General features: G+C 71.6%; 23 protein-coding genes. 11 read left to right on the top strand and 12 right to left on the bottom strand.

What is annotated here, in order from left to right; all coding sequences use genetic code 11:
• Positions 1 to 226: 226 nt before the first annotated feature.
• Positions 227 to 1,879: an ABC-F family ATP-binding cassette domain-containing protein gene (locus FDM97_RS22260; protein WP_137992270.1), complete on the top strand. Its 1,653-nt coding sequence runs from the start codon at positions 227 to 229 to the stop codon at positions 1,877 to 1,879.
• Here FDM97_RS22260 and FDM97_RS22265 read toward each other — a convergent pair.
• Positions 1,865 to 2,326, bottom strand: a complete 462-nt coding sequence (locus FDM97_RS22265) for an ATP-binding protein (RefSeq protein WP_137992271.1) — start codon at positions 2,324 to 2,326, stop codon at positions 1,865 to 1,867. The genes FDM97_RS22260 and FDM97_RS22265 overlap by 15 nt on opposite strands.
• A 459-nt stretch (positions 2,327 to 2,785) precedes the next feature.
• Here FDM97_RS22265 and FDM97_RS22270 point away from each other — a divergent pair, with 459 nt between their 5' ends.
• A complete protein-coding gene (locus FDM97_RS22270; RefSeq protein WP_137992272.1) occupies positions 2,786 to 3,760 on the top strand; it encodes an acyl-ACP desaturase in 975 nt (324 codons plus the stop codon).
• A gap of 21 nt (positions 3,761 to 3,781) precedes the next feature.
• Here the strand turns inward: FDM97_RS22270 and FDM97_RS22275 are convergent, their stop codons facing one another.
• Positions 3,782 to 5,155, bottom strand: coding sequence for an SDR family NAD(P)-dependent oxidoreductase (locus FDM97_RS22275; RefSeq protein ID WP_137992273.1), 1,374 nt, complete (start codon positions 5,153 to 5,155; stop codon positions 3,782 to 3,784).
• Between the two features lie 72 nt (positions 5,156 to 5,227).
• Positions 5,228 to 5,485: a WhiB family transcriptional regulator gene (locus FDM97_RS22280; protein WP_137992274.1), complete on the bottom strand. Its 258-nt coding sequence runs from the start codon at positions 5,483 to 5,485 to the stop codon at positions 5,228 to 5,230.
• Between the two features lie 250 nt (positions 5,486 to 5,735).
• Here FDM97_RS22280 and FDM97_RS22285 point away from each other — a divergent pair, with 250 nt between their 5' ends.
• Positions 5,736 to 6,629: a hypothetical protein gene (locus FDM97_RS22285; protein ID WP_137992275.1), complete on the top strand. Its 894-nt coding sequence runs from the start codon at positions 5,736 to 5,738 to the stop codon at positions 6,627 to 6,629.
• A gap of 63 nt (positions 6,630 to 6,692) precedes the next feature.
• Complete coding sequence (locus FDM97_RS22290; protein WP_137992276.1) at positions 6,693 to 7,352, top strand: TetR/AcrR family transcriptional regulator; 660 nt, start codon at positions 6,693 to 6,695, stop codon at positions 7,350 to 7,352.
• A 1-nt stretch (position 7,353) separates the two neighbouring features.
• On the opposite strand, the gene FDM97_RS22295 is transcribed toward FDM97_RS22290, so the two are convergent.
• The 3 genes from FDM97_RS22295 to ligD all read right to left on the bottom strand — a co-directional run bounded on the left by FDM97_RS22295 (position 7,354) and on the right by ligD (position 10,354).
• Complete coding sequence (locus FDM97_RS22295) at positions 7,354 to 8,100, bottom strand: class I SAM-dependent methyltransferase (protein ID WP_137992277.1); 747 nt, start codon at positions 8,098 to 8,100, stop codon at positions 7,354 to 7,356.
• Positions 8,101 to 8,318: 218 nt separating this feature from the next.
• On the bottom strand, positions 8,319 to 9,230 hold the full coding sequence (locus tag FDM97_RS22300; RefSeq protein WP_254705719.1) for an alpha/beta hydrolase: 912 nt from the start codon (positions 9,228 to 9,230) through the stop codon (positions 8,319 to 8,321).
• Between the two features lie 104 nt (positions 9,231 to 9,334).
• Positions 9,335 to 10,354 (bottom strand): non-homologous end-joining DNA ligase, encoded by a 1,020-nt coding sequence (ligD, locus tag FDM97_RS22305; protein ID WP_137992278.1) that lies wholly within the window; start codon positions 10,352 to 10,354, stop codon positions 9,335 to 9,337.
• Positions 10,355 to 10,406: 52 nt separating this feature from the next.
• Between ligD and FDM97_RS22310 the strand changes: the two genes are divergently transcribed.
• Positions 10,407 to 11,465, top strand: coding sequence for an ATP-dependent DNA ligase (locus FDM97_RS22310; RefSeq protein WP_137992279.1), 1,059 nt, complete (start codon positions 10,407 to 10,409; stop codon positions 11,463 to 11,465).
• 29 nt (positions 11,466 to 11,494) lie between these two features.
• Here the strand turns inward: FDM97_RS22310 and FDM97_RS22315 are convergent, their stop codons facing one another.
• A complete protein-coding gene (locus FDM97_RS22315; RefSeq protein WP_137992280.1) occupies positions 11,495 to 13,408 on the bottom strand; it encodes an AMP-dependent synthetase/ligase in 1,914 nt (637 codons plus the stop codon).
• Between the two features lie 528 nt (positions 13,409 to 13,936).
• On the opposite strand from FDM97_RS22315, the gene FDM97_RS22320 reads away from it, so the two are divergent.
• Together FDM97_RS22320 and FDM97_RS22325 are read left to right on the top strand one after the other, a co-directional pair.
• Positions 13,937 to 14,134, top strand: coding sequence for a hypothetical protein (locus tag FDM97_RS22320; protein ID WP_432816287.1), 198 nt, complete (start codon positions 13,937 to 13,939; stop codon positions 14,132 to 14,134).
• A gap of 107 nt (positions 14,135 to 14,241) precedes the next feature.
• Positions 14,242 to 16,329, top strand: coding sequence for an MDR family MFS transporter (locus FDM97_RS22325; protein WP_137992282.1), 2,088 nt, complete (start codon positions 14,242 to 14,244; stop codon positions 16,327 to 16,329).
• A gap of 69 nt (positions 16,330 to 16,398) precedes the next feature.
• On the opposite strand, the gene FDM97_RS22330 is transcribed toward FDM97_RS22325, so the two are convergent.
• Complete coding sequence (locus tag FDM97_RS22330; RefSeq protein WP_137992283.1) at positions 16,399 to 16,830, bottom strand: YchJ family protein; 432 nt, start codon at positions 16,828 to 16,830, stop codon at positions 16,399 to 16,401.
• Between the two features lie 158 nt (positions 16,831 to 16,988).
• On the opposite strand from FDM97_RS22330, the gene FDM97_RS22335 reads away from it, so the two are divergent.
• A complete protein-coding gene (locus FDM97_RS22335; RefSeq protein WP_137992284.1) occupies positions 16,989 to 18,773 on the top strand; it encodes a hydroxysqualene dehydroxylase in 1,785 nt (594 codons plus the stop codon).
• Between the two features lie 84 nt (positions 18,774 to 18,857).
• Here FDM97_RS22335 and FDM97_RS22340 read toward each other — a convergent pair whose 3' ends face one another.
• Entirely contained in the window at positions 18,858 to 19,244 is a 387-nt protein-coding gene (locus FDM97_RS22340; protein WP_137992285.1) for a VOC family protein, read from the bottom strand.
• A 17-nt stretch (positions 19,245 to 19,261) separates the two neighbouring features.
• Here FDM97_RS22340 and FDM97_RS22345 point away from each other — a divergent pair, with 17 nt between their 5' ends.
• Positions 19,262 to 20,605: a 6-phospho-beta-glucosidase gene (locus FDM97_RS22345; protein ID WP_137992286.1), complete on the top strand. Its 1,344-nt coding sequence runs from the start codon at positions 19,262 to 19,264 to the stop codon at positions 20,603 to 20,605.
• Positions 20,606 to 20,696: 91 nt separating this feature from the next.
• Complete coding sequence (locus FDM97_RS22350; RefSeq protein ID WP_254705720.1) at positions 20,697 to 22,556, top strand: M64 family metallopeptidase; 1,860 nt, start codon at positions 20,697 to 20,699, stop codon at positions 22,554 to 22,556.
• 66 nt (positions 22,557 to 22,622) lie between these two features.
• On the opposite strand, the gene FDM97_RS22355 is transcribed toward FDM97_RS22350, so the two are convergent.
• The 3 genes from FDM97_RS22355 to FDM97_RS22365 all read right to left on the bottom strand — a co-directional run bounded on the left by FDM97_RS22355 (position 22,623) and on the right by FDM97_RS22365 (position 24,610).
• Positions 22,623 to 23,429, bottom strand: coding sequence for an SAM-dependent methyltransferase (locus FDM97_RS22355; RefSeq protein ID WP_432816235.1), 807 nt, complete (start codon positions 23,427 to 23,429; stop codon positions 22,623 to 22,625).
• Between the two features lie 80 nt (positions 23,430 to 23,509).
• Positions 23,510 to 23,746, bottom strand: a complete 237-nt coding sequence (locus FDM97_RS22360) for a DUF397 domain-containing protein (RefSeq protein WP_137992288.1) — start codon at positions 23,744 to 23,746, stop codon at positions 23,510 to 23,512.
• The gene (locus FDM97_RS22365; RefSeq protein WP_137992289.1) at positions 23,747 to 24,610 is read right to left on the bottom strand and encodes a helix-turn-helix domain-containing protein; all 864 of its coding nucleotides are present in this window, start codon (positions 24,608 to 24,610) and stop codon (positions 23,747 to 23,749) included. It abuts the gene before it with no gap.
• Between the two features lie 260 nt (positions 24,611 to 24,870).
• Here FDM97_RS22365 and FDM97_RS22370 point away from each other — a divergent pair, with 260 nt between their 5' ends.
• Positions 24,871 to 25,350 (top strand): ATP-binding protein, encoded by a 480-nt coding sequence (locus tag FDM97_RS22370; protein WP_137992290.1) that lies wholly within the window; start codon positions 24,871 to 24,873, stop codon positions 25,348 to 25,350.
• Positions 25,351 to 25,353 lie beyond the last annotated feature (3 nt).

Here is a 25,353-nt window from a genome sequence, read left to right on the forward strand (position 1 = left end):
CGATTGCCTCCCGCTCCGAGGCGGGCGTACGGTCCTGACCTGGCCCTGTTGTCGCCCGATCGGAGAAGGCCGTTGCTCGTCTGAGGTTTCGAGACACCGTGCCGCGCGTGCCCCTTGCCGCCGCGTGTGCCGTCTTCGACCTCGGCGTACGAGCGTTCCCGCCTGCCCGCGCCCCCGGTGTCTCACCCGTTGCCCCAGCCCACGCTCTTGCAACCGGGAGGCCCCCATGGCGACCCATCCCACGTTCATCACCTGCACGTCCCTCTCGTTCTCCTGGCCCGACGGCACCGAGGTCCTCGACGACTTCCGGCTCGCGGTCGGCCCCGGCAGGACCGGCCTCATCGGCCTGAACGGCTCCGGCAAGTCCACGCTCCTCAAGCTGATCGCCGGTGAGCTGACCCCCACCGCAGGCACCGTCCGCACGGCCGGCGAGGTCGGCTACCTCCCGCAGAGCCTGGTCCTCGACACCGCGCTCCGGGTCGACGAGGCCCTCGGGATCGCGGCGACCCGCGCCGCGCTGCACGCGATCGAGGCGGGCGATCCCGCCGAGGAGCACTTCGCGGCGGTCGGCGACGACTGGGACGTGGAGGAGCGGGCCCGCGCCACGCTGGATCAGCTCGGTCTCGGACACATCGGTCTCGACCGGACCATCGGCGAGGTGTCGGGCGGCGAGTCCGTCCTGCTGCGGCTCGCCGCGCTGCTGCTCGCGCGCCCGGACATCCTGCTGCTCGACGAGCCGACCAACAACCTCGATCTGCACGCCCGCCGCAGGCTGTACGCGGCGGTGGACGCCTGGTCCGGTGTCCTGGTCGTGGTCAGTCACGACCGTGAACTCCTGGAACGGGTCGACCAGATCGCCGATCTGCGGGACGGCGAGGTCGGCTGGTACGGCGGTGCCTACTCCGCGTACGAGGAGGCGCTGGCCGCCGAACAGGAGGCGGCGGAGCGGATGGTGCGGGTCGCCGAGGCCGACGTGCAGCGCCAGAAGCGGGAACTGTCCGAAGCGCAGCTGAAGTTGGCGCGACGCAAGCGGTACGCGCAGAAGAGCGCCCAGAACAAGGTGGTGCCGAAGATCGTCGCCAACGGGCGCAAGAGCGAGGCCCAGGTGTCGGCGGGCAAGTTCCGCGCCCTGCACTCCGAGCGGCTCGCCGAGGCGAGGGAGCGCCTCGACGCGGCGGTGGAGGCGGTACGGGACGACGACGAGATCCGGATCGAGCTGCCGCGCACCACGGTCCATCCGGGTCGCGGGGTGCTCGCGCTGCGCGACCTGGAACTGCGCTACGGCGCCCGGGTGAGCGGCGAGTTCGAGCTGCGCGGACCGGAGCGGATCGCGCTCGTCGGGCGGAACGGGGCCGGCAAGACGACGCTGCTGCGCACGATCGCCGGGGAGCTGGAGCCGTTGTCCGGCGAGGTCGTGACGCAGGTTCCGCTGCGTTTCCTGCCGCAGCGTCTCGATGTGCTGGACGAGGAGCTGAGTCTGGTGGAGAACGTCGCCCGGTTCGCTCCCACGGCGACGGGGAACGCGATCAGGGCGCGGCTCGCCCGGTTTCTGTTCCGGGGCGGGCGGGCGGATCAGCCGGCCGGGACGCTGTCGGGTGGGGAGCGGTTCCGGGCGACGCTCGCGGCGCTGCTGCTCGCCGAGCCGGCACCGCAACTGCTGATGCTGGACGAGCCGACGAACAACCTGGACATGGCGTCCGTCCGGAAGCTGACGGCGGCGCTGGAGGCGTACGAGGGGGCGCTGATCGTGGCGAGCCACGATGTGCCGTTCCTGGAGTCGCTGGGGATCACCCGCTGGCTGATGCTCGACGGCGAGCTGCGGCCGACGACGGCGGAGGCGGTACGGGAGGGGCTGCCGAGGTCGCTAGCGGTGGAGTAACGCCCAGGACTTCGTGCCACCCCCGGGCGTGAGCACCGGGGCGAGCCCCCAGTCCCCGCCGTGGGTATCGACCGCCGCCGCCGGCAGCCACATGCTGCGGCTGCGGCGGTCGCGGCATTCCTCGGCCTTCTCGGCCGAGGCGTGGGCCGGGTGCTGGTCGTAGAGGACGATCCGCAGGGCGTCGAACTGCCGGCGGACGCGCGGGATCACCTCCCGGTCGGGGGTGAACCAGTAGGCGGCGGCGACGAGTTCGGAGGCCGCGAGCGCCGCGGTGTCGCAGAGTCCGGCGAGGCCCTGCCGGGTCAGGAGGCTCCGGACGGCCTGGCGGGCCAGTCCGGCGCAGTAGGCGCCGCCGGGCAGCGGCATCGAGTAGCTGAGGTTCTCCGCGGCCGGAGGTACGGGGCCGGCCGCGACGGCGGACGGGAGGCAACGCAGGGCGCCCTTCATCGTGTTGCTCGCAATTCCTGTGCGCGTGGGGATCCTCACACACGGCTACGGTCGCCGCGTCACGCACGAGGTCGCCGCGCCGGAGAACATCTCCTGGAGCGAGGGCGTGAACTGCTTCCGGTTCGGCGTCGGCGACGCCGGGCGCGCGTACATCGGCTCGCCCCTGGCGCCCCGGCGCGTATGTGAGCGACTCGGTCGAGGCGCTGCGGGCCCTGATCTGCGCGGTGAAGGCCGGGGAGGCCGACCATCTGCTCTGAGTAGCCGTGATCGCGGGGCGCGGGCGGGCCGACCGCGTGACCTGCCTCTCTACGGGCGCTCACCAGCTGCGTACATAACCGAACGTAACCGGACATCGCCGAGACGGGCTTGGCCAAGGCCTTACGGGGGCTTAACCTACGGTTTCGTAACCTACGAATGCGTAGGTAATTCCGTACCCCCTCTCCGTCCCCAGGAGTCCCCGTGACACTCACCTCTCCCCACCTCGGCAGCTCGACAGGGTGGACCGACGCGCGCCTGCTGTACGCGCTGGAAGAGGTGGTGGAGAAGGAGCTCAACCGGCACCTCAAGGTCACCAAGGACTGGATGCCGCACGAGTACGTCCCGTGGTCCGACGGGCGGAACTTCCCCGGCTTCTTCGAGGACGGCGAGGCCTGGGAGCCGTCCCAGTCCAAGGTCACCGAGATCGGCAAGATCGCCCTCGTGGTGAACCTGCTCACCGAGGACAACCTGCCCAGCTACCACCACGAGATCGCCAGCCTCTTCGGCCGCGACGGCGCCTGGGGCACCTGGGTGCACCGCTGGACCGCCGAGGAGGGCCGCCACGGCATCGTGATGCGCGACTACCTGCTGGCCTCGCGCGCGGTCGACCCGGACAAGCTGGAGCAGTTCCGGATGGCCCACATGAGCGAGGGCTTCGAGTCGGACAACCGCCACTCGATGCTGCACTCGGTCGCGTACGTCGCCTTCCAGGAGCTCGCCACCCGCATCTCGCACCGGAACACCGGCCACCAGTCCGGCGACCCGGTCTGCGACCGGATGCTGGCCCGCATCGCCACCGACGAGAACCTGCACATGGTCTTCTACCGCAACCTCCTGGGCGCGGCCTTCGAGATCGCCCCCGACCTGACGATGCAGGCCGTGCGGGACGTCGTCGTGAACTTCCGGATGCCCGGACACGGCATGCCGGGCTTCGAGCGGGCGGCCGCGCAGATGGCGATCGGCGAGATCTACAACATGCGCATCCACCACGACGACGTCCTGCAGCCGGTCCTGCGCTTCCTCAAGGTGCTCCAGATCGAGGGCCTCGGCCCGGAGGGTCTGAAGGCCCAGGAGGAGCTGGGGCTCTACATGAACGGCCTGGACAGCGAGGCGAGCAAGTTCGACGAGAAGCTCGCCGCCCGCAAGGCGCGGATGGCGGCGCGCGCGGCGGGCTGACCCGCTACCACCACGCGTCCGCTACCACGCGGCCTCCTGGTAGTCCTTGAGGAAGGCGCCCGAGACGGGCTCCCCCGCCTCACCGCGCACGATCGGGTCGTAGATCCGGGCGGCCCCGTCGACGACGTCGAGCGGCGTACGGGTTCCGGCCGCGGCGATCCTGGCTTTGCGCGGCGCGGGGTTCTCGTCCGTGATCCAGCCCGTGTCGACGCTGCACATGTGCACGCCCTGCTCGGCGAGTTCGCCGGCGCTGGTGCGGGTCAGCATGTTGAGGGCGGCCTTCGCCATGTTCGTGTGGGGATGGCCGCCCGTCTTGTTCCGTACGGCGAACCGCCCCTCGACGGCCGACACGTTGACGATGTAGCGGCGCGGGCGCGGGGACGCGAGGAGCAGCGGCAGCAGACGGTCGCAGAGCAGGGTCGGCGCCACGGCGTTGACGAGCTGGGCCTCCAGGAGCTCGGCGGCGTCGAGGTCGCCGAGCCGTACCGACCACGAGTTGCTCGGTGAGGCGTCGGGCAGCAGCCCGGCCTCGTCCACCTGCCTGTCCACCTGCCTGTCCACCTGCCTGTCCAGCTCCTTGTCCGACTGCAGACCGGCGAGTACCGGGACGCGGTCGGCGCTCTCGTACCCCGGCGCGGGGATCACCCCCTCGGGGAGCGCCTCCCGCTCCCCCGCCGCCAGCAGGGCGTACGCCTCCGGGGGCCGGCGTATCGTCTGGGCGGCGTTGTTGACGAGTATGTCCAGCGGCCGTCCGTCCGCGCGCAGCCGCTCGCAGAGGCCGAGGACCTGGCGTGGGTCGCGCAGATCGATCGCGACGACGGTCAGCCGGTCCATCCACCGCTCGCTCCCCTCGGCGGCGCGGAAGCGGCGCAGGGTGTCGTGCGGGAAGCGGCTGGTGACGAGCAGCTCGGCCCCGTCGCGGAGCATCATCAGGGCCAGCTGGAAACCGATCTTCACCCTGCCTCCGGTCAGCAGGGCACGGCGGCCGGTGAGGTCGGTGCTCAGGGCGCGGCGGGCGGTGTGGTCGGCGGCGCAGGGCGGGCAGAGCCGGTGGTAGAAGGCGTCGGCCTGCCGATAGGCGGTCTTGCACACATAGCAGTACCGGGTCTTCAGGAACACGCCCGGCGATTCCTTCGCCACGACCACGAGGGGCGCGTCCTCGCGCCGGTCGAGCGCCCCGGTCGCCGTGCGCGCGGTCAGCGCGGCGTCGGCGGCGGACCGTTCGGCACGCAGCGCCTTGCGGCGCTTGTTGCGGCTCTCGCGGGCGAAGGTGGCGGCAAGCTCCTCGCCACGCATCCGGGCGGGATCGCCGAGGGGCAGGCTCCGCAGCCTGTCGATCGTGCGCTCGAAGGCGGCGAGTTCCTGGTCCGTGACGCGTATGTGGTCGTGCTCCATGGATCGATGATCGTAGTGAGGGCGGACGAGGGTCGGCACCCGGTTATCGCCGGACGACGCCCGCTCGCCCGCTCAACCCCGCCGGCGCTTCAAGCGCCCCCGCTCCTTCTCCGAGAGCCCGCCCCACACGCCGAACCGCTCGTCGTTGTCCAGCGCGTACTCGAGGCAGGCCACCCGCCCCTCGCACGCTCCGCAGAGCAGCTTCGCCTCGCGGGTCGAGGAGCCGGGGGCCGGGAAGAAGAACTCGGGGCCCGCCTGGGCGCACAGGGCGTTCTCCTGCCAGGACATGTCGGGGGCCGGGACGGTCAGTACGGAGGTGTCGGTCTGCATGGTGGACACGTTGCCCGGTGGCCGTAAACGGTCCATCAACGTTCGATCAATGCGGCGCGCCGAGGGCGACCGGGGGGCGGGCCTCGCGCGGTGAACGATTGTGCGCCGGGGCGCGGTTCGGCGAGGATGTGCGCATGACGACCAGAAAGGGCCATGCCGCGTAGGCGCCCCGTTCCGCTCTCCTCGGTCCGCGCGCCGCCGGCACACCGTGCCGCCGCGCTGGAGACCGCCCGACGAGGAGAGCCCGACCATGCAGAAGACCACCGCACTCGCGCCGTACGCCCGCCTGCCGCGCGCGTACCGCGACCATCACGTGCTGACCAGCACCGTCGACGCCTTCGGGCGCGCGCAGTGGCTGCTCACCGACCAGGCGCCGAAGGACGGCCCGTACCGCGCGTACCGCCCGTACGATGCCGCCGTCGTGACGGTCGACGACGGCCGGTTCACGACCACGGAGCTCAGCGCCCTGACGGCGCACCACCCCCGGCTGGACACGCTGCCCGACGGCGGCTTCGTCGTCGCGGACGCGCGCAGCCGCGCTCCGGAGCGGCAGGTGCAGGTCTTCGACGCGCTCGGGCGGGAGTCGTGGACCTTCCGTGTCGGGGACGCCGTCGAGCATCTGCTCACCGACGAGTCCGGGGCCCTGTGGACCGGCTACTTCGACGAGGGCGTCTTCGGCGGCGACGAGCTCAGTTGGGCGGGGCTGCGGCGCTGGGGCACCGACGGCGAGGCCCTGTGGACGTACGACGGCGTGGCCGGCGGCGAGATCTCCGACTGCTACGCGCTGAACGTGCACCGGACCCAGGCCTGGGCCTGCGCCTATCACCACTTCGCGCTGCTCGAGATCCGGCCGGGGCGGAAGTCCGGACCGGAGGTGGTCGCGTGGGCCAATCCGGTCCGCGCCGCCAAGGCGCTCGCCGTGCGCGGCGAGCGCGTCGCCTTCTTCGGCGGGTACGGCGACGAGCACGACCGGCTGGTGGAGTGCGAGCTCGTCGACGGTGAGGTCCGGCCCCTGGTCACCGGGCGGCTCACCCGGCCGGACGGTCGGCGGATCGGCCGCCGTCGCGTCGTGGCTCGCGGGCCCCGGATCCACGTCCAGGAGGAGCCGTACACCGACTGGGCCGTCCTCGACCTCGGCGCCTGAGGCCCGAAGGGACCGGCTGCCCGGGAATGTCCGCACGACCGTGCGTTCAGTACGATGGAGCGCATGAGCGGCGGCAGCGGGACCAAGACGGACGGGCGCGTCGAGCGGGGCAACCAGACCCGGCGCCTGATCCTGGGCCGGACGATGGACATCGCATCGGTCGAGGGTCTGGAAGGCCTGTCCCTGGGTCGGATCGCGACCGAGCTGAAGCTCAGCAAGAGCGGGGTCTTCGCGCTCTTCGGCTCCAAGGAGGAGCTCCAGCTCGCCACGATCCGCGCGGCCGTCGCCGTCTTCGCCGACCGCGTCGTCGCACCGCTCGACGGCCTGCCGCCCGGGCCCGGCCGGGTCTGGGCGCTGTGCCGGAACTGGCTCGCGTACTCCTCCGAACGGGTCTTCGAGGGAGGCTGTTTCTTCTACGCGGTCTCGGCGGAGTTCGACGCGCGCAGCGGCCCGGTCCACGACGCGATCGCGCGGACGCGCCAGGACTGGGTCACGTATGTGGAGAAGGAGTTGACGGAGGCCCGGATGGCGGGCGGGCTGGTCGAGGATGTCGACGTACCCCAACTGGCCTTCGAGATCATCGCGTTGATGGAGGCCGCCAACGCGCAGTCCGTTCTCCACGGCGACACCGCGGCGTACGGGAGGGCGAGCCGGGGCATCGCCCGCCGGCTCCGGGCGGAGGCGACGGACGAGGCCCGCGGCGAGATCGACGACGCGGCCTGAATCAGCCCTCCGTGCCGCCCCGGCGGAACAGGCCCGTCCACAGGAAGGGTTCACCGAAGGACGGGGAGTCGTCCGGCTCGTCCCGCATGCGCCGCAGTTCGACCTCCGTCAGATCGGAGAAGATCCGGCGCAGGGACTCCGGGGTGTAGGCGAGCCCGCCCTGCAGACCCGACTCGCGGTAGAAGTCCGCGTCGGGCAGCTCGGATCCCATGCCCGCCTCGCCGGACGCGAAGCAGGTCAGGGCGAGATGGCCACCCGGCGCGAGCTGCCGGTCGAGCAGGGCGAGGTAGCTGATGCGGCGGTGGGGCGGCAGGTGGTGGAAGCAGCCCGAGTCGTGGACGAGGTCGTACGGGCCGCGGAGGGCGGCCCCGGCGAGCTCGAAGGCGTCTCCGCGGTGGAACCGGATGTCGGCGCCGGCCTCCTCGGCGCGCTGCCGCGCCCAGGTGATCGCCTCCTCGGAGAGGTCCACGGCGTCCACCTCGAAGCCGAGGGAGGCCAGATGGAGGGCGTTGCGCCCCGGGCCGCAGCCCAGATCGAGGGCACGGCCCGGTGCGATCAGGCCGCGGTCGAGGTAGGAGACCAGGCTCTCGTCCGGCTTCGCCACGAAGAACGGCACCGTCTTGGAGCGGTCGCTGTAGAAGCCGTCCCACCAGCCGGCCCCGTCGGCGGTCCAGCGGTCGGCCTCCGGTGCGAAGAGCCCGTCGAGGAGCTTCATCACATCGTCGACGCTGCGTATGTTCCGGTCCATCCGGCACCCCTTTCCCGATGGGGAGACGGTAGTGCCGATCACGGTGAAAGCCCAGCTCAGACGGGGTTTCGCGAGGGGTCCCTGCGGCCGCCCACGGGCGTCGGCGGGGAGCGTACGCACCGGTCGGCCCACCCACCCGCGACCCCCTGCGCCCGCGCGCCGGCGCCCCCGGGGAGGGCCGTCAGGAGGCCTTTCCGGCTGACGCCGGGCCAGGTTTCTCAGCCGCGCACGCCCGCCGTCTCCTCCGCTGCTGCCGGCACAGGGTCCGTGGCGAAACGGACCGCCTCCGCCACCACGGCCGGGTCCGCGAGGATACGGCGGTGGCCGAGGCCGCGGGTGACGACCAGGCGGGCGCGGTCGCCATGGGCCTCGGCCGCCGCGCGGGAGTGGGCGAGCGGGACCATGTCGTCCGTCTCGTCGTGGAACAGCAGGACGGGGGCGTCCAGTTCGGCGGGCGCGTAGGTGGCGTTCAGTCGCCGCCAGACGTCCGGTTCGCCGCGGAAGAGGGTCTGCTCGATGTGGCGGCGCATCCGGCGGACCACCCGCTCGTGGAGCCCGAGGCCGGCCCGGAACTCCTCGACGAGCAGGTCGAATCGGGCGACCCCGCCGATGCCCACGAACCGCCGTGTCCGCACTCCGTCGCGCAGCGCGAACAGGGCGGCGAGCACGCCGAAGGAGTGCGCGACGACGGCCTCGAAGTCCCCGTGCTCGGCGTGCAACGCCCGGATGACGCGACGGTATTCGAGGATGTTCGTGGCGCGCCCCTCCGACGCGCCGTGTCCGGGGGCGTCGAAGGTGACGGGGCTGTAACCCCGTTCGCGCAGCGCCGCGACGAAGGCGGAGAGGCGCGATCCGCGCGAGGACCAGCCGTGCACCAGGAGCACGGGCCGCTCGCCGTCACCCCAGGCGTAGGTGACGACGCTCTTGCCGTCGATCCACAGCCGGCCCGTCCGGGCCTCGGTGAACAGCGGCTCTTCGTCCGGTCTCAGCCGGGCCCGGCCCAGCGGCCGGACGAAGAGGGCGAAGGCCGCGCGCCCGGCGGTGCCCGGGGCGACGAGGGAGGCGGCGTTCAGGGAGGTGTTCAGTGCGGCGTTCAGGGCGGGGCGCAGGAGCGGAGTCATGGAAGGCATGCCGGATCTCCTCGGTCGGCCGGAGCAGTACCAAAATGCTAGCACGACCGTTCGTACAGTTTCAGAGTCAAAGAGCGCGGCGCCCCGCCGGCCACGGCGCGACGTCAGTCGCCCTTCTTGGCGCGGCTCGGCTGGACCCGCTTCGGCTCGCCCGGCATCTTCGGGTACTCCGGCGGATACGGCAGATCTCCGAGGCCGTGCTCCGCCTCGTCGCGGCGGGCCAGCTCCAACAGCTGCTCCAGACTGAACCGCTGGTCGTCCATGTCGGCGTGGACATCGCCCACCTCGGCGTACCGGACCGGCATCGTCCTGATGTCGAAGTCCCGCGGCGTCGCGTCGTCGACCTCCTCCCAGCGCAGCGGCGCGGAGACGGGGGCGTGCGGGCGGGGCCGTACGGAGTAGGCGGAGGCGATCGTGCGGTCGCGGGCGGTCTGGTTGTAGTCGACGAAGATCTTCGCGCCGCGCTCCTCCTTCCACCACTTGGTCGTCACGCGCTCCGGCATCCGGCGCTCCAGTTCGCGGCCGGCGGCGATGGCCGCGCGGCGGACCTGGGTGAAGGTCCACAGCGGCTGGATCGGCACGAAGAGGTGCAGGCCGCGCCCACCCGAGGTCTTGGGCCAGCCGCGCAGCCCCGCCTCGTCGAGGACGGCGCGCAGCTCGTGGGCGGCGCGCACGGCGTCGGCGTAGTCGGTGCCGGGCTGCGGGTCGAGGTCGAGGCGCAGCTCGTCGGGGTGGTCGGTGTCCTCGCGCCGCACGGGCCACGGGTGGAAGGTGACCGCGCCGAGGTTGGCGGCCCACACGACGGCCGCGGGTTCGGTCGGACACATCTCGTCGGCGGAGCGCCCGCTGGGGAAGGTGATGTGCGCGGTGGGGATCCAGTCCGGGAGGTATCTGGGGGCGCGCTTCTGGAAGAAGGACTCGCCGGTCACTCCGTCGGGGTAGCGCTCCAGGGTGGTGGGCCGGTCCCGCAGCGCGCGGGTGATGCCGTCACCGACGGCGAGGTAGTAGCGGACCATGTCGAGCTTGGTGTAGCCGGGTTCGGGGAAGTACACCTTGTCCGGATTGGAGACGCGTACGGTCCGCTCCCCGACTTCCAGTTCCACCGCTGCCGCCTTGCTCGCCATGCGTGCCAGCGTAGAGCTAGCCGACATTCCTCGCATACCGGACAATCGATCCATGGATCTGCCGGTGATGCCGCCCGTGAAGCCGATGCTGGCCAAGGCCGTGAAGAAGATTCCGCCGGGCATGCAGTACGAGGCCAAATGGGACGGCTTCCGCGCCATCGTGCACCGCGACGGTCCGGATCTCGTGATCGGCAGCCGTACGGGCAAGCCGCTGACCCGGTACTTTCCCGAACTGGTCGAGGCGCTGCTGACCCGGCTCCCCGAGCGGTGCGTGGTCGACGGGGAGATCGTGATCGAGCACGGCGGCCGGCTCGACTTCGATCGGCTCACCGAGCGCATCCACCCGGCGGACTCACGGGTGCGGATGCTGGCCGAGAAGACCCCGGCCCGGTTCATCGCCTTCGATCTGCTCGCCCTCGGCGACGAGTCGCTGCTCGACACCCCCCTGACCGACCGGCGGGCGGCCCTGGAGGAGGCCCTGCGCGGGGTCGACACCCCGGTCCATGTGGCGCCGGCGACGACGGACCCGGAGCTCGCGGCGCACTGGTTCGAGCAGTACGAGGGAGCGGGCCTGGACGGCGTGATCGCCAAGCCGCTGGATCTGCCGTACCGGCCGGACGTCCGGCTGATGTACAAGATCAAGCACGAGCGGACGGCCGATGTGGTGGTGGCCGGATACCGCTTCCACAAGAGCGGGCCCGTCGTCGGCTCGCTGCTGCTCGGCCTGTACGACGACGAGGGCACCCTCCAGCACGTCGGCGTCTGCGCGGCCTTCACCGCCAAGCGCCGGGAGGAGCTGGTCACGGAGCTGGAGCCGCTGCGGATGGACCCGCCCGACGGACACCCCTGGGCGGCGTGGACCGAGGAGGCCGCGCACGCGGGGGCGCGGCTGCCGGGTGCGCCGAGCCGCTGGTCGGGCAAGAAGGATCTGTCGTGGGTGGCGCTGCGGCCCGAGCGCGTCTGCGAGGTCGGCTACGACCACATGGAGGGCGACCGCTTCCGGCACACGGCCCAGTTCAAGCGGTGGCGCCCGGACCGCGCGCCGGAGTCCTGCGGGTACGCGCAGCTGGAGGAGCCGGTCTCGTACGACCTGTCCGAGGTGCTGGCGTAGGCAGCTCACCGGCGGGCCGGAGCCTGGCCTCACGCGTACAGCGCCTCGATCTCGGTCGCGTACGCCGCCACGACCGCGTGCCGCTTGACCTTGAGGGACGGCGTGAGCAGCCCGTTCTCCTCGGTGAACTCCCCCGGCACGATACGGAACGTTCGGATCGACTCGGCGCGCGAGACGGCCCGGTTGGCGTGGTCGACGGCCTTCTGGATCTCGGCGACCATCTCCGGGTCCTCGCAGAGCGCGGCCGCGGGGGTGTCCGCGGGCCGCTTGCGGACGGCGAGCCAGTGCCGGACCGCCTCGGGATCGAGCGTGACGAGGGCCGCGACGCAGGGGCGGTCGTCGCCGACGACGAGACACTGCCCGACGGGCGGGCGGCTGCGCAGCCGGTCCTCGAGAACGGCCGGGGAGACGTTCTTGCCTCCGGAGGTGACGAGGATGTCCTTCTTGCGGCCGGTGATGACGAGATAGCCGTCGTCGTCGAGGGCCCCGAGGTCGCCGGTGGCGAACCAGCCGTCCCGCAGCACCTCCCCGGTGGCCTCGGGGTCGTCCCAGTACGCGGTGAAGACGATGGGCCCCTTGATGAGCACCTCGCCGTCGTCGGCGATCCGGACGGCGGTACCGGGGACGGGCCGGCCCACGGTGCCGGGCCGGGGGCGCAGCGGCGGGGTGACGGTGGCCGCCGCGGTCGTCTCGGTGAGCCCGTACCCCTCGTAGACGAGCACCCCGGCGGCGTAGAAGAAGAGGCTGAGACGGCGGTCGAGCGGGGAGCCGCCGCTGATGGCGTACCGCAGGTTCCCGCCGAGCTCCTTGCGGATGCGCCGGTAGACGAGCAGGTCGTACAGCGCCCAGGCGGCGGTCAGTGCGAGGCCGGGGCGTGCGCCCTTGTCGAGCAGGTGGGCCAGGGCCGCCTCGCCGTAGCGTACGGCGACGGAGTCGGCGCGGTCGAAGGACGCACCGCGGCCGAGCTTCTCGGCGGTGGCCCGGCCGGTGTCGTGGATCTTCTCGAAGAGATAGGGCACGCCGACGACGAACGTCGGCCTGAACCGGCGCAGTTCGGGGCGGAGTTCGTCGGGCTTGATGCTGGGGAAGTGGCCGAGCTCGATCCGCGCCATGAGACAGGCGAGCTGGATGGTGCGTCCGAGGATGTGCGCGAGCGGCAGGAAGAGGAGAGTCGAGGCCGACTGGCCCGTGACCTCCTCGAAGACGGGATGCAGCAGCTCGACGGTGGTGGCGGCCTCGGCGTGGAGATTGCCGTGGGTGAGGACACAGCCCTTGGGGCGGCCGGTGGTGCCGGAGGTGTAGCAGAGGGTGGCGATGGTGTCCGGGGTGAGCGCGCAGCGGCGCTTGACGACCTCCTCGTCCGTGATCTCGGAGCCGAGGGCGGTGAGTTCGGCCAGGCCGCCGGAGTCGATCTCCCAGGTGCGCGTGGGATCCGGCAGCGTGGCGGCGGCTTCGGCGACCGTGGCGGTGTGCCCGGCGCTCTCGGTGACGACGTGGCGGGCGCCGGAGTCGCGCAGGATCCACGAGATCTGTTCGGCCGAGGAAGTGGCGTAGACGGGGACGGACTGACCGCCGGCCGCCCAGACGGCGAAGTCGAGCACGGCCCACTCGTAACGGGTACGCGCCATCAGCGCGACCCGCGCGCCGGGCTCGACCCCGGCGGCGATCAAGCCCTTCGCGACGGCGGCGACGTCCCCGGCGAACTCGGCCGCGGTGACGGTCCGCCAGGTCCCGTACTGCCGACGGCGCATGACGACCGCGCCGGGCGCCTCGGCGGCGTTGGTGAAGGGTATGTCCGCGGGCGTGCCGGTCGGCGGCGGCCCTTCCGGCAGAGCCGTCCGCGCCTCGCGTACGACCCCGTTCTCGCGCACGACCTCGACCGGGAACCGGCCGAGGAGATCGCTGCGCTTCCTGGCCTGCTTCAGATCCTTGCGTACACCCATGGCGGGCTCCTGTTCGCGGCGTGCGGGCGGGGAGGAGTGACCGGGATCTCGGGACTTACCGCCAGGTCAACTTACTCGGGCGTAAGGGGATTTCAACCCTCCGGACACGATCACCCCGGTCCGGCCCCACTGACCGACCCGCGCCCTCGGCGGGTGAGATGCTTCACATCCACGCGCGGACGGGTTTGCCGTCGAGCACGGAGTTTCGCCTCCTCGTTCGACGAACGCCCGAGCGATACGAAGAGTCCTTTCCTTATGAAGATCGCCCCACGCGGCGCGCACCTGCGAGAACGCTCCGGACCGCCGGCGGCCCCCGCCGACACGCGGTCCGCGGCCGGCCCGTACACCCCGCCGAACCGCCTCCGGGGCCGTTGCTTCCCGGAGACATCCCCGTCGACGAACCCGGAAGGCCATCCTGTACGTATGGAGAGGGACACCCCGCCCCGACTCCGGACCCACAAGGACTGACCCGTGATCACCTCGCCCTCACCCCTCGTACCCGTCCCGATCCCCGACCGTGTGGCCGCGATGATCGGGTCCTGCCTGCCGCTGTACGTCCTGCAGGCGGAGGTCGACGCCGACTGCGCGGCGCGCGAGGTGCTCCGTTTCCGGGGGCCCCTCTGCGCGGAGGACCGCGCGGACCGCGAGCACGCCCTGTCCGCGCTGGCCCGGGCCAACAAGATCCTGGCCAAGCACCACCCGCTGCTCCCGGTCCGCCCGCGATAACCGACACCCGCAACAGTCCCTAGCCCGTTCGTGGCGCCGCCCCGCGACCGCACCGGTTCGGACGTCCCCCGCATGCGGGCGGCGGTGCCCGGTGTGAGGCTGCGAGGGTGACGACCACCAGCGAAGCCGCGCCCGCGCCCCCGGCCGCCGAGCCTCCCGTGCTCGACAGCCGCCGCCGCAACATCGTCTTCGGCACGATCATGCTCGGCGTGCTCCTCGCCGCGCTGGATCAGACGATCGTGGGCACCGCGCTGCCGACCATCGTCTCGGACCTCGGCGGCGCCGCCCACATGTCCTGGGTGGTCACCGCGTATCTGCTGGCCGAGACGGTCGCCACCGTCCTGGTCGGCAAGTTCGGCGACCTCTTCGGGCGCAAGGTGATCTTCCAGATCTCCGCGATCGTCTTCATCACCGGCTCGTTCCTCTGCGGCCTCGCCACCAACATGACCCTGCTGATCGTCTGGCGGGGTCTGCAGGGCATCGGCGCGGGCGGTCTGATGGTCACCTCCATGGCGCTGATCGCCGATGTGATCCCGCTGCGCGACCGCGGCAAGTACCAGGGCGCGATCGGCGCGGTCTTCGGTGTGTCCACCGTCATCGGCCCGCTGCTCGGCGGGCTCTTCACCGACCATCTGAGCTGGCGCTGGGCGTTCTACGTCAACGTCCCCATCGCGATCCTCGTCGTCATCGCCGCCGCCCGCACGATCCCCTCCGTACGCTCCGCGAGCAAGCCGGTCATCGACTACGCGGGCATCGCGCTCGTCGCGGCCGGCTCCAGCGCCCTGATCCTGGCGACCAGTTGGGGCGGCAACGAGTACGCCTGGGGCTCCGGCGTCATCATCGGCCTCTTCGCCGGCGGTCTGATCGCGCTCGCGCTGTTCTGCTGGGTGGAGACCCGGGCCGCCGAACCGATGCTGCCCATGCGGCTGTTCGCCAATCCGGTGTTCACCGTCTGCTCCGTGCTGAGCTTCGTCGTCGGCTTCGCCATGCTCGGCTCGATGATCTTCCTGCCGTCCTACCTCCAGTACGTCGACGGGGACTCGGCGACCGTCTCCGGCATCCGCACGCTGCCGATGGTCATCGGTCTGCTGATCGCCTCGATCTACAGCGGCAACGTGGTGAGCAAGACGGGCCGCTACCGGTTCTTCCCCCTCGCGGGCTGTCTGGTGATGGGCTTCGGCCTCTTCCTGCTGTCGCTGATGGGCACGGAGACCAGCGCCTGGCTGGAGTCGCTGTACATGTTCGTGCTCGGTGTCGGCATCGGTCTGTGCATGCAGGTGCTCACCATCGCCGTGCAGAACACCGTGGAGTACGCCGACCTCGGCACCGCCACCTCGGGCGTCACCTTCTTCCGTACGCTCGGCAGCTCCTTCGGCACCGCCGTCTTCGGCACGATCTACGCCAACTCCCTCCAGCCCAACCTGGCGCAGGGGGTCGGCGAGGCGGCCACCGTTCCCGGGGCCCCGGATCCGTCCGCCCTCGCGCGGGCCGCGCAGAGCCCGTCCGGCGTCCACGGGCTGCCGGACGACGTGGCGGCGCCGATCGTCCAGGCGTACGCGGACACCCTGCACACGGTCTTCCTCTGGACGGTGCCGGTCGCCGCGATCGGCTTCGTCGTGGCGCTCTTCCTGAAGGAGGTACCGCTGCGGGACACGGCCCGCGCCCTGGCACCCGACATGGGCGAGGGCTTCGGCTCCCCCACCATGACGCGCGACTCGGCCAAGCTGCTCGAACTCTCCGTCGGAGGGATCCTGCGTTCGATGGATCCGGACACGGCGCGCCGGATCGTCGCCGGCTCCGACACCCGGCTCGACACGGCGGGCGCCTGGGCGGTGATGCAGGTGGAGCTCTTCACCCGGATGGTCGGGCACGCGAGCCTCGGCCTGATCTCGGCCGGCCGACGGGTGCCCCCGGAGGTGTTGCTGCCGGTCTTCGACCGCATGGTCGACGAGGGGTTCCTGACCCGGGACGGCAATCTGCTCTCGCACACCGCGGCGGGGAAGCGGGAGGCCGAGGTCATCACCCGCGCCTGGGGCGACTGGCTCGGCGACCGGATCGAGCGGGAGCGCGGCCGGCCGAGCGGGCCCGAACTGCGGGCGGCGACGGACGCCATCGCGAAGAAGCTCGTCGCGGAGGACCTCGCGCAGGGCATGCCGAGGGCCCCGCGCGAGACGGTCGGCGCCGCCGCACGGTGAGAGTGAGGCGATGAGCCCCGTGAGCGTGAGGCGATGAGCCTGGTGAGCGCTGGATGAACCCGATGAGCGCTAGTCGAGGAAGTCGCCGTCCACGTACACCCAGGCGCCCTCGTGGCGGCGGAAGCGGCTGCGCTCGTGGAGCGAGCCCTGCTCGCCACCGTGGGTGTAGCGGGCGACGAAGGTGACGGTGCCGGCCTGGTGGAAGGCGGTGCCGTCGGTGGTGTCCCGGATCTCCAGGCCCGCCCAGCGCAGTGACGGGTCGAAGTCGACCTCGCCGGGGCGTGTCTCCGGTGCCCAGGTGCGCAGCAGATACGCCTCGTCGCGCACGACGAAGGCGCTGTAGCGGGAGCGCATGAGCAGTTCGGCGGTCGGGGCCGTGGCCGGCCCGGCGTGGAAGCGTGCGCAGCACTCGCCGTACGGCGCGGGGAGGCCGCAGGGGCAGGGCGAGCCCGTGGTGGCAGCGGGACGGGTGGGGTTCTTGCGGGTGACGCGTCGGGACATGACGCCATTGTCCCGTGTATTCGGAGGGTGCACCGGAGGGGCGGGATCACGCCATGGGTGCGGCGCGGCCCGCACGGTGCTTCCGGGAGCCGGTGGACACCCCTATGCTCCTGCGCCGGACGTGACCGTTACCGCCGGTAAGGCAAAGGGGCTGGGGCATGAACCGTACGGGCACCTCGCGACGCACCTTCGTGACCACCGCCGCCGCGGTCACCGGCGCGGCGGCCGTCGGAGCCGCTCCGGCTCCTGCTCTCGCGGCCGGAACGACGACGCCGGCGGCACCGCCCTCGGTCGCCGTCCTCGGCGGAGGCGTCGCCGGGCTCACCGCCGCCCACGAGCTGGCCGAGCGCGGCTTCCGCGTCACCGTCTACGAACGCCGGGCGCTCGGCGGCAAAGCCCGCTCGATGGATGTGCCCGGCACCGGCCGCGGCGGCCGGCGGCCGCTCCCCGCGGAGCACGGCTTCCGCTTCATCCCCGGCATCTACCACAACCTCCCCGACACGCTGCGCCGCATCCCCTTCCCCGGGAACGCCAACGGAGTCTGGGACAACCTCGTCGCACCGGCAGAGATGTCCTTCGCGCGCACCGGCCGCGAGGACCTGCGCATCCCGCTGCCCTGGCCGGGCCATCGGCCCGCCGAACTCACCCTCGACGAGATCCGCCGCGCCCTGACCGCGCTCCTCGACACCGTCCGCTCCATCCCGCTGTCCGAGTCGGCGTACTTCGTCAACCGCTTCCTGGTCTTCCTCACCAGCTGCGACGAGCGGCGCGACGACACCTGGGAGGCGACGCCCTGGTGGGACTTCCTGCGGGCCGAGCGGATGAGCTACGACTACCAGCGCATCCTCGCCGTCGGGCTCACCCGCAACATCGTGGCGACCAAGGCCGAGGAGGCCAGCACCCGTACGGTCGCCACGCTCCTGGAGGCCTTCGCCTTCAACGCGCTCGGCCGCGGCGCGGACGGGCCCCTCGACCGGATCCTCGACCTGCCGACGAACGAGGCCTGGATCGACCCGTGGGTGGCCCATCTGACCGGTCTCGGCGTGGAGTTCCGTATCGGCTGGACCGTACGGGAGATGGCGTACGACTCCGCCGCCGGGCGGATCTCCGCCGCCGTGATCGAGGACCCCGAGGGCGTCCGCCGCTCGGTGAGCGCCGACCACTACGTCTCGGCGATGCCGGTGGAGCACGCGCGGCGCACCTGGGGCGCCGCGCTGCGGGCGGCGGACCCCCAACTGGCCCGCTGCGACAAGCTGGAGACGGACTGGATGACGGGCATCCAGTTCTATCTGACCGAGCGGGCCCCGCTTCTCGCCGGACACGCCAACCTGATCGACTCCCCCTGGTCCCTGACGTGCATTCAGCAGGCCCACCACTGGCCGACCCGGGACTTCCCCGCCGACTATGGCGACGGGACGGCCGTCGACTGCCTCTCGGTGGACATCTCGGAGTGGGACCGGCCGGGCATCCTCTACGGCAAGACCGCGAAGCAGTGCACGCGCACGGAGGTCGCGCGCGAGGTGTGGGCGCAGCTGAAGGCCGCGTTCAACGACACCGGCCGTACGGTGCTGAAGGACGGCTCCCTGCACTCCTGGTTCCTGGACCCGGGCGTGGACGGTCTCGGCACCCCGAATCCGACCAACGACGACCAGCTCCTCATCCACCCCGTCGGCACGTTCCACAACCGCCCGCAGGCGGCGACCAGGGTCCCGAACTTCTATCTGGCCGGCGACTACGTGGCCGTCGACATCGATCTGGCCACGATGGAGGGCGCCAACGCCTCCGCCCGGCAGGCCGTCAACGCGCTGCTCGACCGTACGGGTTCGACGGCCGCGCGCTGCACGGTGAAGCCGCTGTTCCGCGCACCCGAGCTGGAGGCGCTCAAGCGGCACGACCGGCTGCGCTACCGGCTCGGTCTGCGCAACGCGCTCGACGTGGGGTGAGCCGTAGCCCTGCGCCGTGGGAGCCGTGAGGGGGCGTGGGGGGTCCGTGGGGGGGCCGTGGGGGGGGTCCGTGGGGGCCGTGCCTCAGGGGCGGTAGCGCAACGGATGCTCCTCGGGGACCTCGACGACGACGATCTCGACGCCGTCGGGGTCCGCGATCCACATCTCGACCAGGCCCCAGGGCTCGGTCACCGGCTCCCGCAGGATCTCGACGGCCGCGCCGAGGAGCTCCTCGTGGACCGCCCGCACGTCCGCCACCTGGAGCCAGAGCCGCAGCCCGGGCGGCGGCGCGGAGGCGGGGGCGCGCCCGGAGACCTCCAGGAAGCCGCCGCCCAGGAAATAGACGGTGCCCCGCGCCGGGCCGGTGCCGAACTCGCGGTACACCGCGAGCCCGAGGGTGTCGCCGTAGAAGCGCCGGGAACGCTCGGGATCGGCCGGCCGGAGCAGAATCCGGCTGCTCAGTACGTGCATCGCAGTAGCGTACGACCATGAAACTGACGATTCTCGGAGGCGGCGGATTCCGGGTCCCGCTCGTGTACGGCGCCCTGCTCGGCGACCACGCCGAGGGGCGGGTCACCCAGGTGACGCTCCACGACCTCGACGGCGGACGGCTCTCGGCGATCGCCCGGGTCCTCGCCGAGCAGGGCGCGGGGGTGCCGGACGCGCCGGCGGTGACGGCGACGACGGATCTGGACGAGGCGCTGCGCGGGGCGGACTTCGTCTTCTCGGCGATCCGGGTCGGCGGTCTGGAGGGCCGGGCGGCGGACGAGCGGATCGCGCTCGCCGAGGGGGTCCTCGGCCAGGAGACGGTCGGCGCGGGCGGGATCGCGTACGGGCTGCGGACGGTGCCGGTCGCCGTGCACATCGCCCGGCGGATCGCCGAACTCGCCCCGGACGCCTGGGTCATCAACTTCACCAATCCGGCCGGTCTGGTCACCGAGGCCATGTCCCGGGTGCTGGGCGACCGGGTCGTCGGCATCTGCGACTCCCCCGTCGGGCTCGGCCGCCGGGTCGCCCGGGTCCTCGGCGCGCGCCCGGACGAGGCGTGGATCGACTACGTCGGCCTCAACCACCTCGGCTGGCTGCGCGGCCTGCGCGTCGGCGGCCGCGACGAGCTGCCGCGACTCCTCGCGGACGAGCAGGCGCTCGGCTCCTTCGAGGAGGGCAGGCTCTTCGGCCCCGAGTGGCTGCGCTCGCTGGGCGCGATCCCCAACGAGTATCTGCACTACTACTACTTCAACCGTGAGGCCGTGCGCGCCTACCAGGAGGCCGAGCGGACCCGCGGCGCCTACCTCCGCGACCAACAGGCCGGGTTCTACGCGGAGATGGGCAAGCCGGACACGTCCGCGCTGGACACCTGGCACCGTACGCTCGCCGACCGGGAGGCGACGTACATGGCCGCCAACCGGGAGGCCGCCGGGATCGGCGAGCGCGACGAGGAGGATCTGGAGTCGGGCGGGTACGAGAAGGTGGCCCTGGCGCTCATGCGGGCGATCGCGCGCAACGAGCGGGCCACGCTGATCCTCAACGTCCGTAACGGCACGACGCTTTCGGTGCTCGACGCGGACGCGGTGATCGAGGTGCCGTGCTTCGTCGACGCGGCCGGCGCCCATCCGGTGTCCGTGGCACCGCTGCCGTACCACGCGGTCGGCCTGGTGACGGCGGTCAAGGCGGTCGAGCGCGAGGTGCTCGCGGCGGCGGAGAGCGGATCGCGGGCGACGGCGGTGAAGGCGTTCGCGCTGCATCCGCTGGTCGACTCGGTGTCGGTGGCCCGCCGGCTGGTCGAGGGCTACACGGCAGAGCACGCCGAACTGTCCTATCTGCGGCGCTGAAACGACTGTCCGGCGAACATCTTTACGCCCCTCGGGGCGCGGCATACGCTCGCGCCCCATGACCTCACCTGGCATACGTCTTCGAAGAGCGATGGCCCGTCTCACCGTGGGCTGTCTGCTCACCGCCGGTCTGGTGGGCGCCGGACCGGCGCTCGCCGAGTCCCCGGCTCCCGCCTCCCCGGCGACCGTCGTCCCCGTCCAGACCACGGGCCCCGCCGACAAGCGCTTCAACCTGGTGGTCATGGGCGACGGTTACACCGCCGAGGAGATGCCGGCGTTCCGCGCCGACGTCGAGAAGCACCTGAGCGTCCTGTGGAGCATCGAGCCGTTCGCCTCGTACCGCTCGTACATCAACGTCTGGGCGGTGGAGGTCCCTTCGCCCGAGTCCGGGGTGGACTGCGACCCGGGTCTCGACGCCCCGCTGCGCGACACCGCGCTCGGCATGGGCTTCTGGGGCGGCTGCAACCCGAACAGCGTGCAGCGGCTGCTCACCGTCGACAGCCGGCTCGCCGGCGCGCTGGCCGATCTCGTCCCCGGGACGAGCGGCGCCAACCGTCAGATCCTGGCCCTGGCCAACAGCGACACCTACGGCGGAGCGGGCGGCAGTTACGCAACGGCGTCCGGCGGAAACGCGCTCTCCTCGCTGATCACCCCGCACGAGATAGGCCACTCGCTGGGCGGGCTGCAGGACGAGTACGACTACTACGCGCGGGGCGTCGCGGGTGGTGCGTACACGGGGCCGGAGCCGTCGTCGGCGCACCACACCCTGCTGACCGAGGAGCGGATGCGGGAGCAGCGCGCCAAGTGGTGGCGCTGGCTGGGCGAGAGGAGCGAGGCGGGCGGTGTCATCGGCCGCTTCGAGGGCGGGCTCTACAGCACCAAGGGCGTCTGGCGGCCGAGCAAGCACTCGATCATGAAGACGCTCGGCTACGCCTTCGACCAGGTGGAGCGCGAGGTGATGGTGCGGGCGATCTCGGCCAAGGTGAACCTCGTGCAGGGACATACGCCCAACTCGGCGCCGATCGGGGCGGATCGCACGGTGTGGGTGGACACCCTGCACCCGCTCGGCGGTGAACTCGACGTGACGTGGCGGCTCGACGGCCGGACGATCGGCGCCGGCAACGCACGGACGATCGACCTGCGCGCCGTGTCCCTCTCCCCCGGCGCCCACACCCTGACGGCGACGGTGAGCGACCCGACCCCGTTCGTCCGCGATCCGGCGGTACGCGGCTCGGCGGCCCTCACCCGTACGGTGAGCTGGACGGTGAACCGCGCGCTGACCACGCCCGAGGACGAGATCGAGGCGGCCTTCACGGGCCACACCCCGACGGCGTCACCGGTCGGCGCGCAGACGGTGGTCCACGCCGACACCACCCACCCGACGCGGCGTACGCTCGCCGTCCGGTGGCGGCTCGACGGCCGGACGGTCGACAACCCGGGCAACGACCGTGACCTGGACCTGCGTGCGCTGCGGCTCACTCCCGGGACGCACACGCTGACGGCCCGGATCCCGGGCACCGAGGCCGAGTTGAGGTGGACGGTGGACGCCCGTCCGGCGACGACGTCGTACGAGCTGTCCGAGCCGCTGCGCACGGTGAACCGGCCCGGCAGCCCCGTCGAGTACGTCTACGACGGTGAGTTCACGATGCGACTGACGGGGCGTGACGACCAACAGGGCGCCGCGGTCAGCCAGTTCCGGGTGGACGGCGACGGCTGGTACACGTACTACGGCTGGCCGACGGACGCCGGGGCGCCGTTCCGCTTCTCGCCGAGCGGCACCGTGATCGACGATCTCGTCTACGGCAAGCTGGGCAGGAGCCGGGCGGTCCCGTGGGACGACGCGACGCCGGACTACGGCACGCACACGGTGGAGTACCGCACGATCGACGCGGCGGGCAATGTGGGCGCGGCGAAGTCGTTCCTGGTGACGCTGGTCGAGCCGCGGCACTGACGGAGAGAGGCCCGCAGCCCTCCGGGGGCTGCGGGCCTTCGTCCGTACCGGTCCGCGTGGAGTCCGTCAGAGCTTGCGGGCGACGCCGGCCCATCCGGGGATCGGGTCGTCGCCCTGGACCGGGACGGCCTCGCCCAGCTCCGGGTGCCACTCGGCGGTGAGCGAGACTCCGGGCTCGACGAACTCCATCCCGTCGAAGAACGCGGCCAGCTCGTCGCGCGAGCGCGGCCGCAGGGTCAGCCCGCGGGCCTTGTACATGCCGACGGCCTTCGCGGCGCCCTCCGGGTCGAAGTCCCCGGTGACATGCGACAGGACGAGGTAGCTGCCCGGCGCGAGCTTCTCGACGAGCTTGCCGACCAGGTCGTACGCCCCGTCCTCGTCCCCGACGAAGTGCAGCAGGGCGAGCATCGACAGGGCGATGGGCTGGTCGAAATCAAGGACCTTTCCGGCCCTTTCGAGGATGATCTCGGGGTCGCGGGCGTCCGCCTGGATGTACTCGGTCGCCCCTTCGGGCGTCGAGCGCAGCAGGGCGGCCGCGTGCGCGAGGACGATCGGGTCGTTGTCGCAGTAGACGATCCGCGACGCGGGCGCGTTCTCCTGGGCGATCTGGTGCAGGTTGGGCTCGGTCGGGATGCCCGTGCCGATGTCCAGGTACTGACGGACCCCGTGGGCGCTGAGCCAGCGGATGGCCCGGTGCATGAAGGCCCGGTTGACCAGGGCCATCTCCCGGCCGCGGGCGTCGACGGTGAGCAGCTGCCGGGCCATCTCCTCGTCGACCGGGTAGTTGTCCTTGCCGCCCAGGAACCAGTCGTACATCCGCGCGGGATGCGGCTTGCTGGTGTCGATGCGTACGGCTGCGGGTTCCTGGGTCATCAGCGGCACTCCTGGTGAACAGAGAGAACGACGGGTAATGCAGCAAGAGTTACGTGACGGTAGGGGTGTGACGGAAGAGGTCAGGTGAGCAGAAAGTCTGCCTGACCGGATTTCGCTCCTTGGATGAACGCGGCGATCTCACCGTGGGTGTAGATGAGGGCCGGCCCTTCAGGGTCTGCGGACTGTCGCACGGCGACTCTGCCGTCGGCCAGCTTCATGGCCTCCACGCAGTTGCCCCCGTTCCCGCCGCTCCACGGCTTGTGCCATCCCTCGGCACCGAGATCCGCGGCGGGCATGCCGTTGTAAATGCGATCCATTCACAGCTCCTTGCGGACATTCCGGAGAATCTCCTTCGTGCGTTGTGCAGTCGCGGCCTGGGCCGCCATGCGGTCCATCACCTCGAGGTGTGAGGCCACCTCCGGGCGCGCGTCGAGATAGACGGCCCCGGTCAGGTACTCGCTGTAGACCATGTCCGGGAGTTCGGGCACGGCGAAGCGGAAGAGGACGAACGGTCCGTAGGTGCCGGGGTGATGGCCGGACGCGAACTCCGCGATCTGCAGGGTGACGTTCGGCAGCTCGGATGCCTCGAGCAACCGGTCGAGCTGGGCTCGCATCACTTCGGGCCCGTCGCCGACCGGCCGGCGCAGGACCGTCTCGTCCATGATCACCCAGAACTTCGGCGCGTCGTCCTTGGTCAGCAGGGACTGCCGCTCCATCCGCAGGGCCACATGGCGTTCGATGTCCTCGGCGTTGCCGCCGCCGACCGCCCCGCTGCGCAGAATGGCGAGGGCGTACTCCTCGGTCTGCAGCAGACCGGGGATGAACTGGGGTTCGTAGGCCCGGATGAGGCTGGCCGCCCCCTCCAGGCTGACGTACATGGAGAACCAGCCGGGCAGCACGTCGTGGAAGCGCTGCCACCAGCCGGGCAGGTTCGCCTCCTCGGCGAGGGCGATGAACCCCTCCGCCTCGGAGTCGGTGACGCCGTACGCCTTCAGCAGGAGCTGTACGTACGGGATCTTCAGCGCGACTTCCGCGGTCTCCATGCGACGGATGGTGGCCGGAGCGACCCGGAGGACCTTGGCGGCCTCCTCCCGCTTCAGTCCGGCCCGCTCGCGCAGATCCTGCAGACGCTTGCCGAGAACGACCTGTCCCACCGTGGGGGCGGACCGCGGCTCGCTCACTCTGAAGACCTCCCCGACGCGCTGTATGGACCGGACCGAGTGTGCCATGAACACAGCCAGAGAGAACACAGCACTCTGCAATTTTCAGAGTGCCACTTGCCAAGTGTCCCCGTCGGGAGCAAAGTATTCCGGTGAACCAGTACGCGCTGCTGTCGCGCGCCGCCTCGGGGGCGACGTACGGCACTGCTTACCCACTGTTGTGAGGACCGGTCGTGGCTTCTGGTAACGCGCTCCCCTCAGATCTCATGAGCCCCCGCGTCATGACCCAGCGCCCAGGCACCGGCCACTCCACTCCTCGCCCTCCTCGCCCTCCTCGCCCTCCTCGCCCTCCTCGCCCCGACGTCCGCCGGTTCGCCTTCGAACTCCCGGCCCGCACGTCATCGGTGTCGCGCGCCCGCAGGCTGGCGGAGGAGCGGCTCATACTCTGGGGCTGCGATCCGGAGATACGCGACACGGTGACGCTCATCGTCTCCGAACTGGTCACCAACGCGATCGTGCACACCGCGAGCAGCCATGTCGTGTGCGAACTGCGCGAGGGGGAAGAGCAGTTGCGCATAGCCGTACGGGACGAGGGCGGCGCGGCCGACCCGCGGATCCGCGACTGCGGCGAGGAGGAGCGCGGCCGCGGACTCATTCTCGTGGACGGTCTGTGCAGCGCGTGGGGAGCGGACCGTACGGGTCATGGAACGGCGCGGGTCGTCTGGGCGGAGCTGGCCCACGGCATGGGGGAGCCGTGCTGAGGT

Origin of the sequence: Streptomyces vilmorinianum (assembly GCF_005517195.1) — a bacterium.
GTDB classification, from domain to species: Bacteria; Actinomycetota; Actinomycetes; order Streptomycetales; family Streptomycetaceae; genus Streptomyces; species Streptomyces vilmorinianum.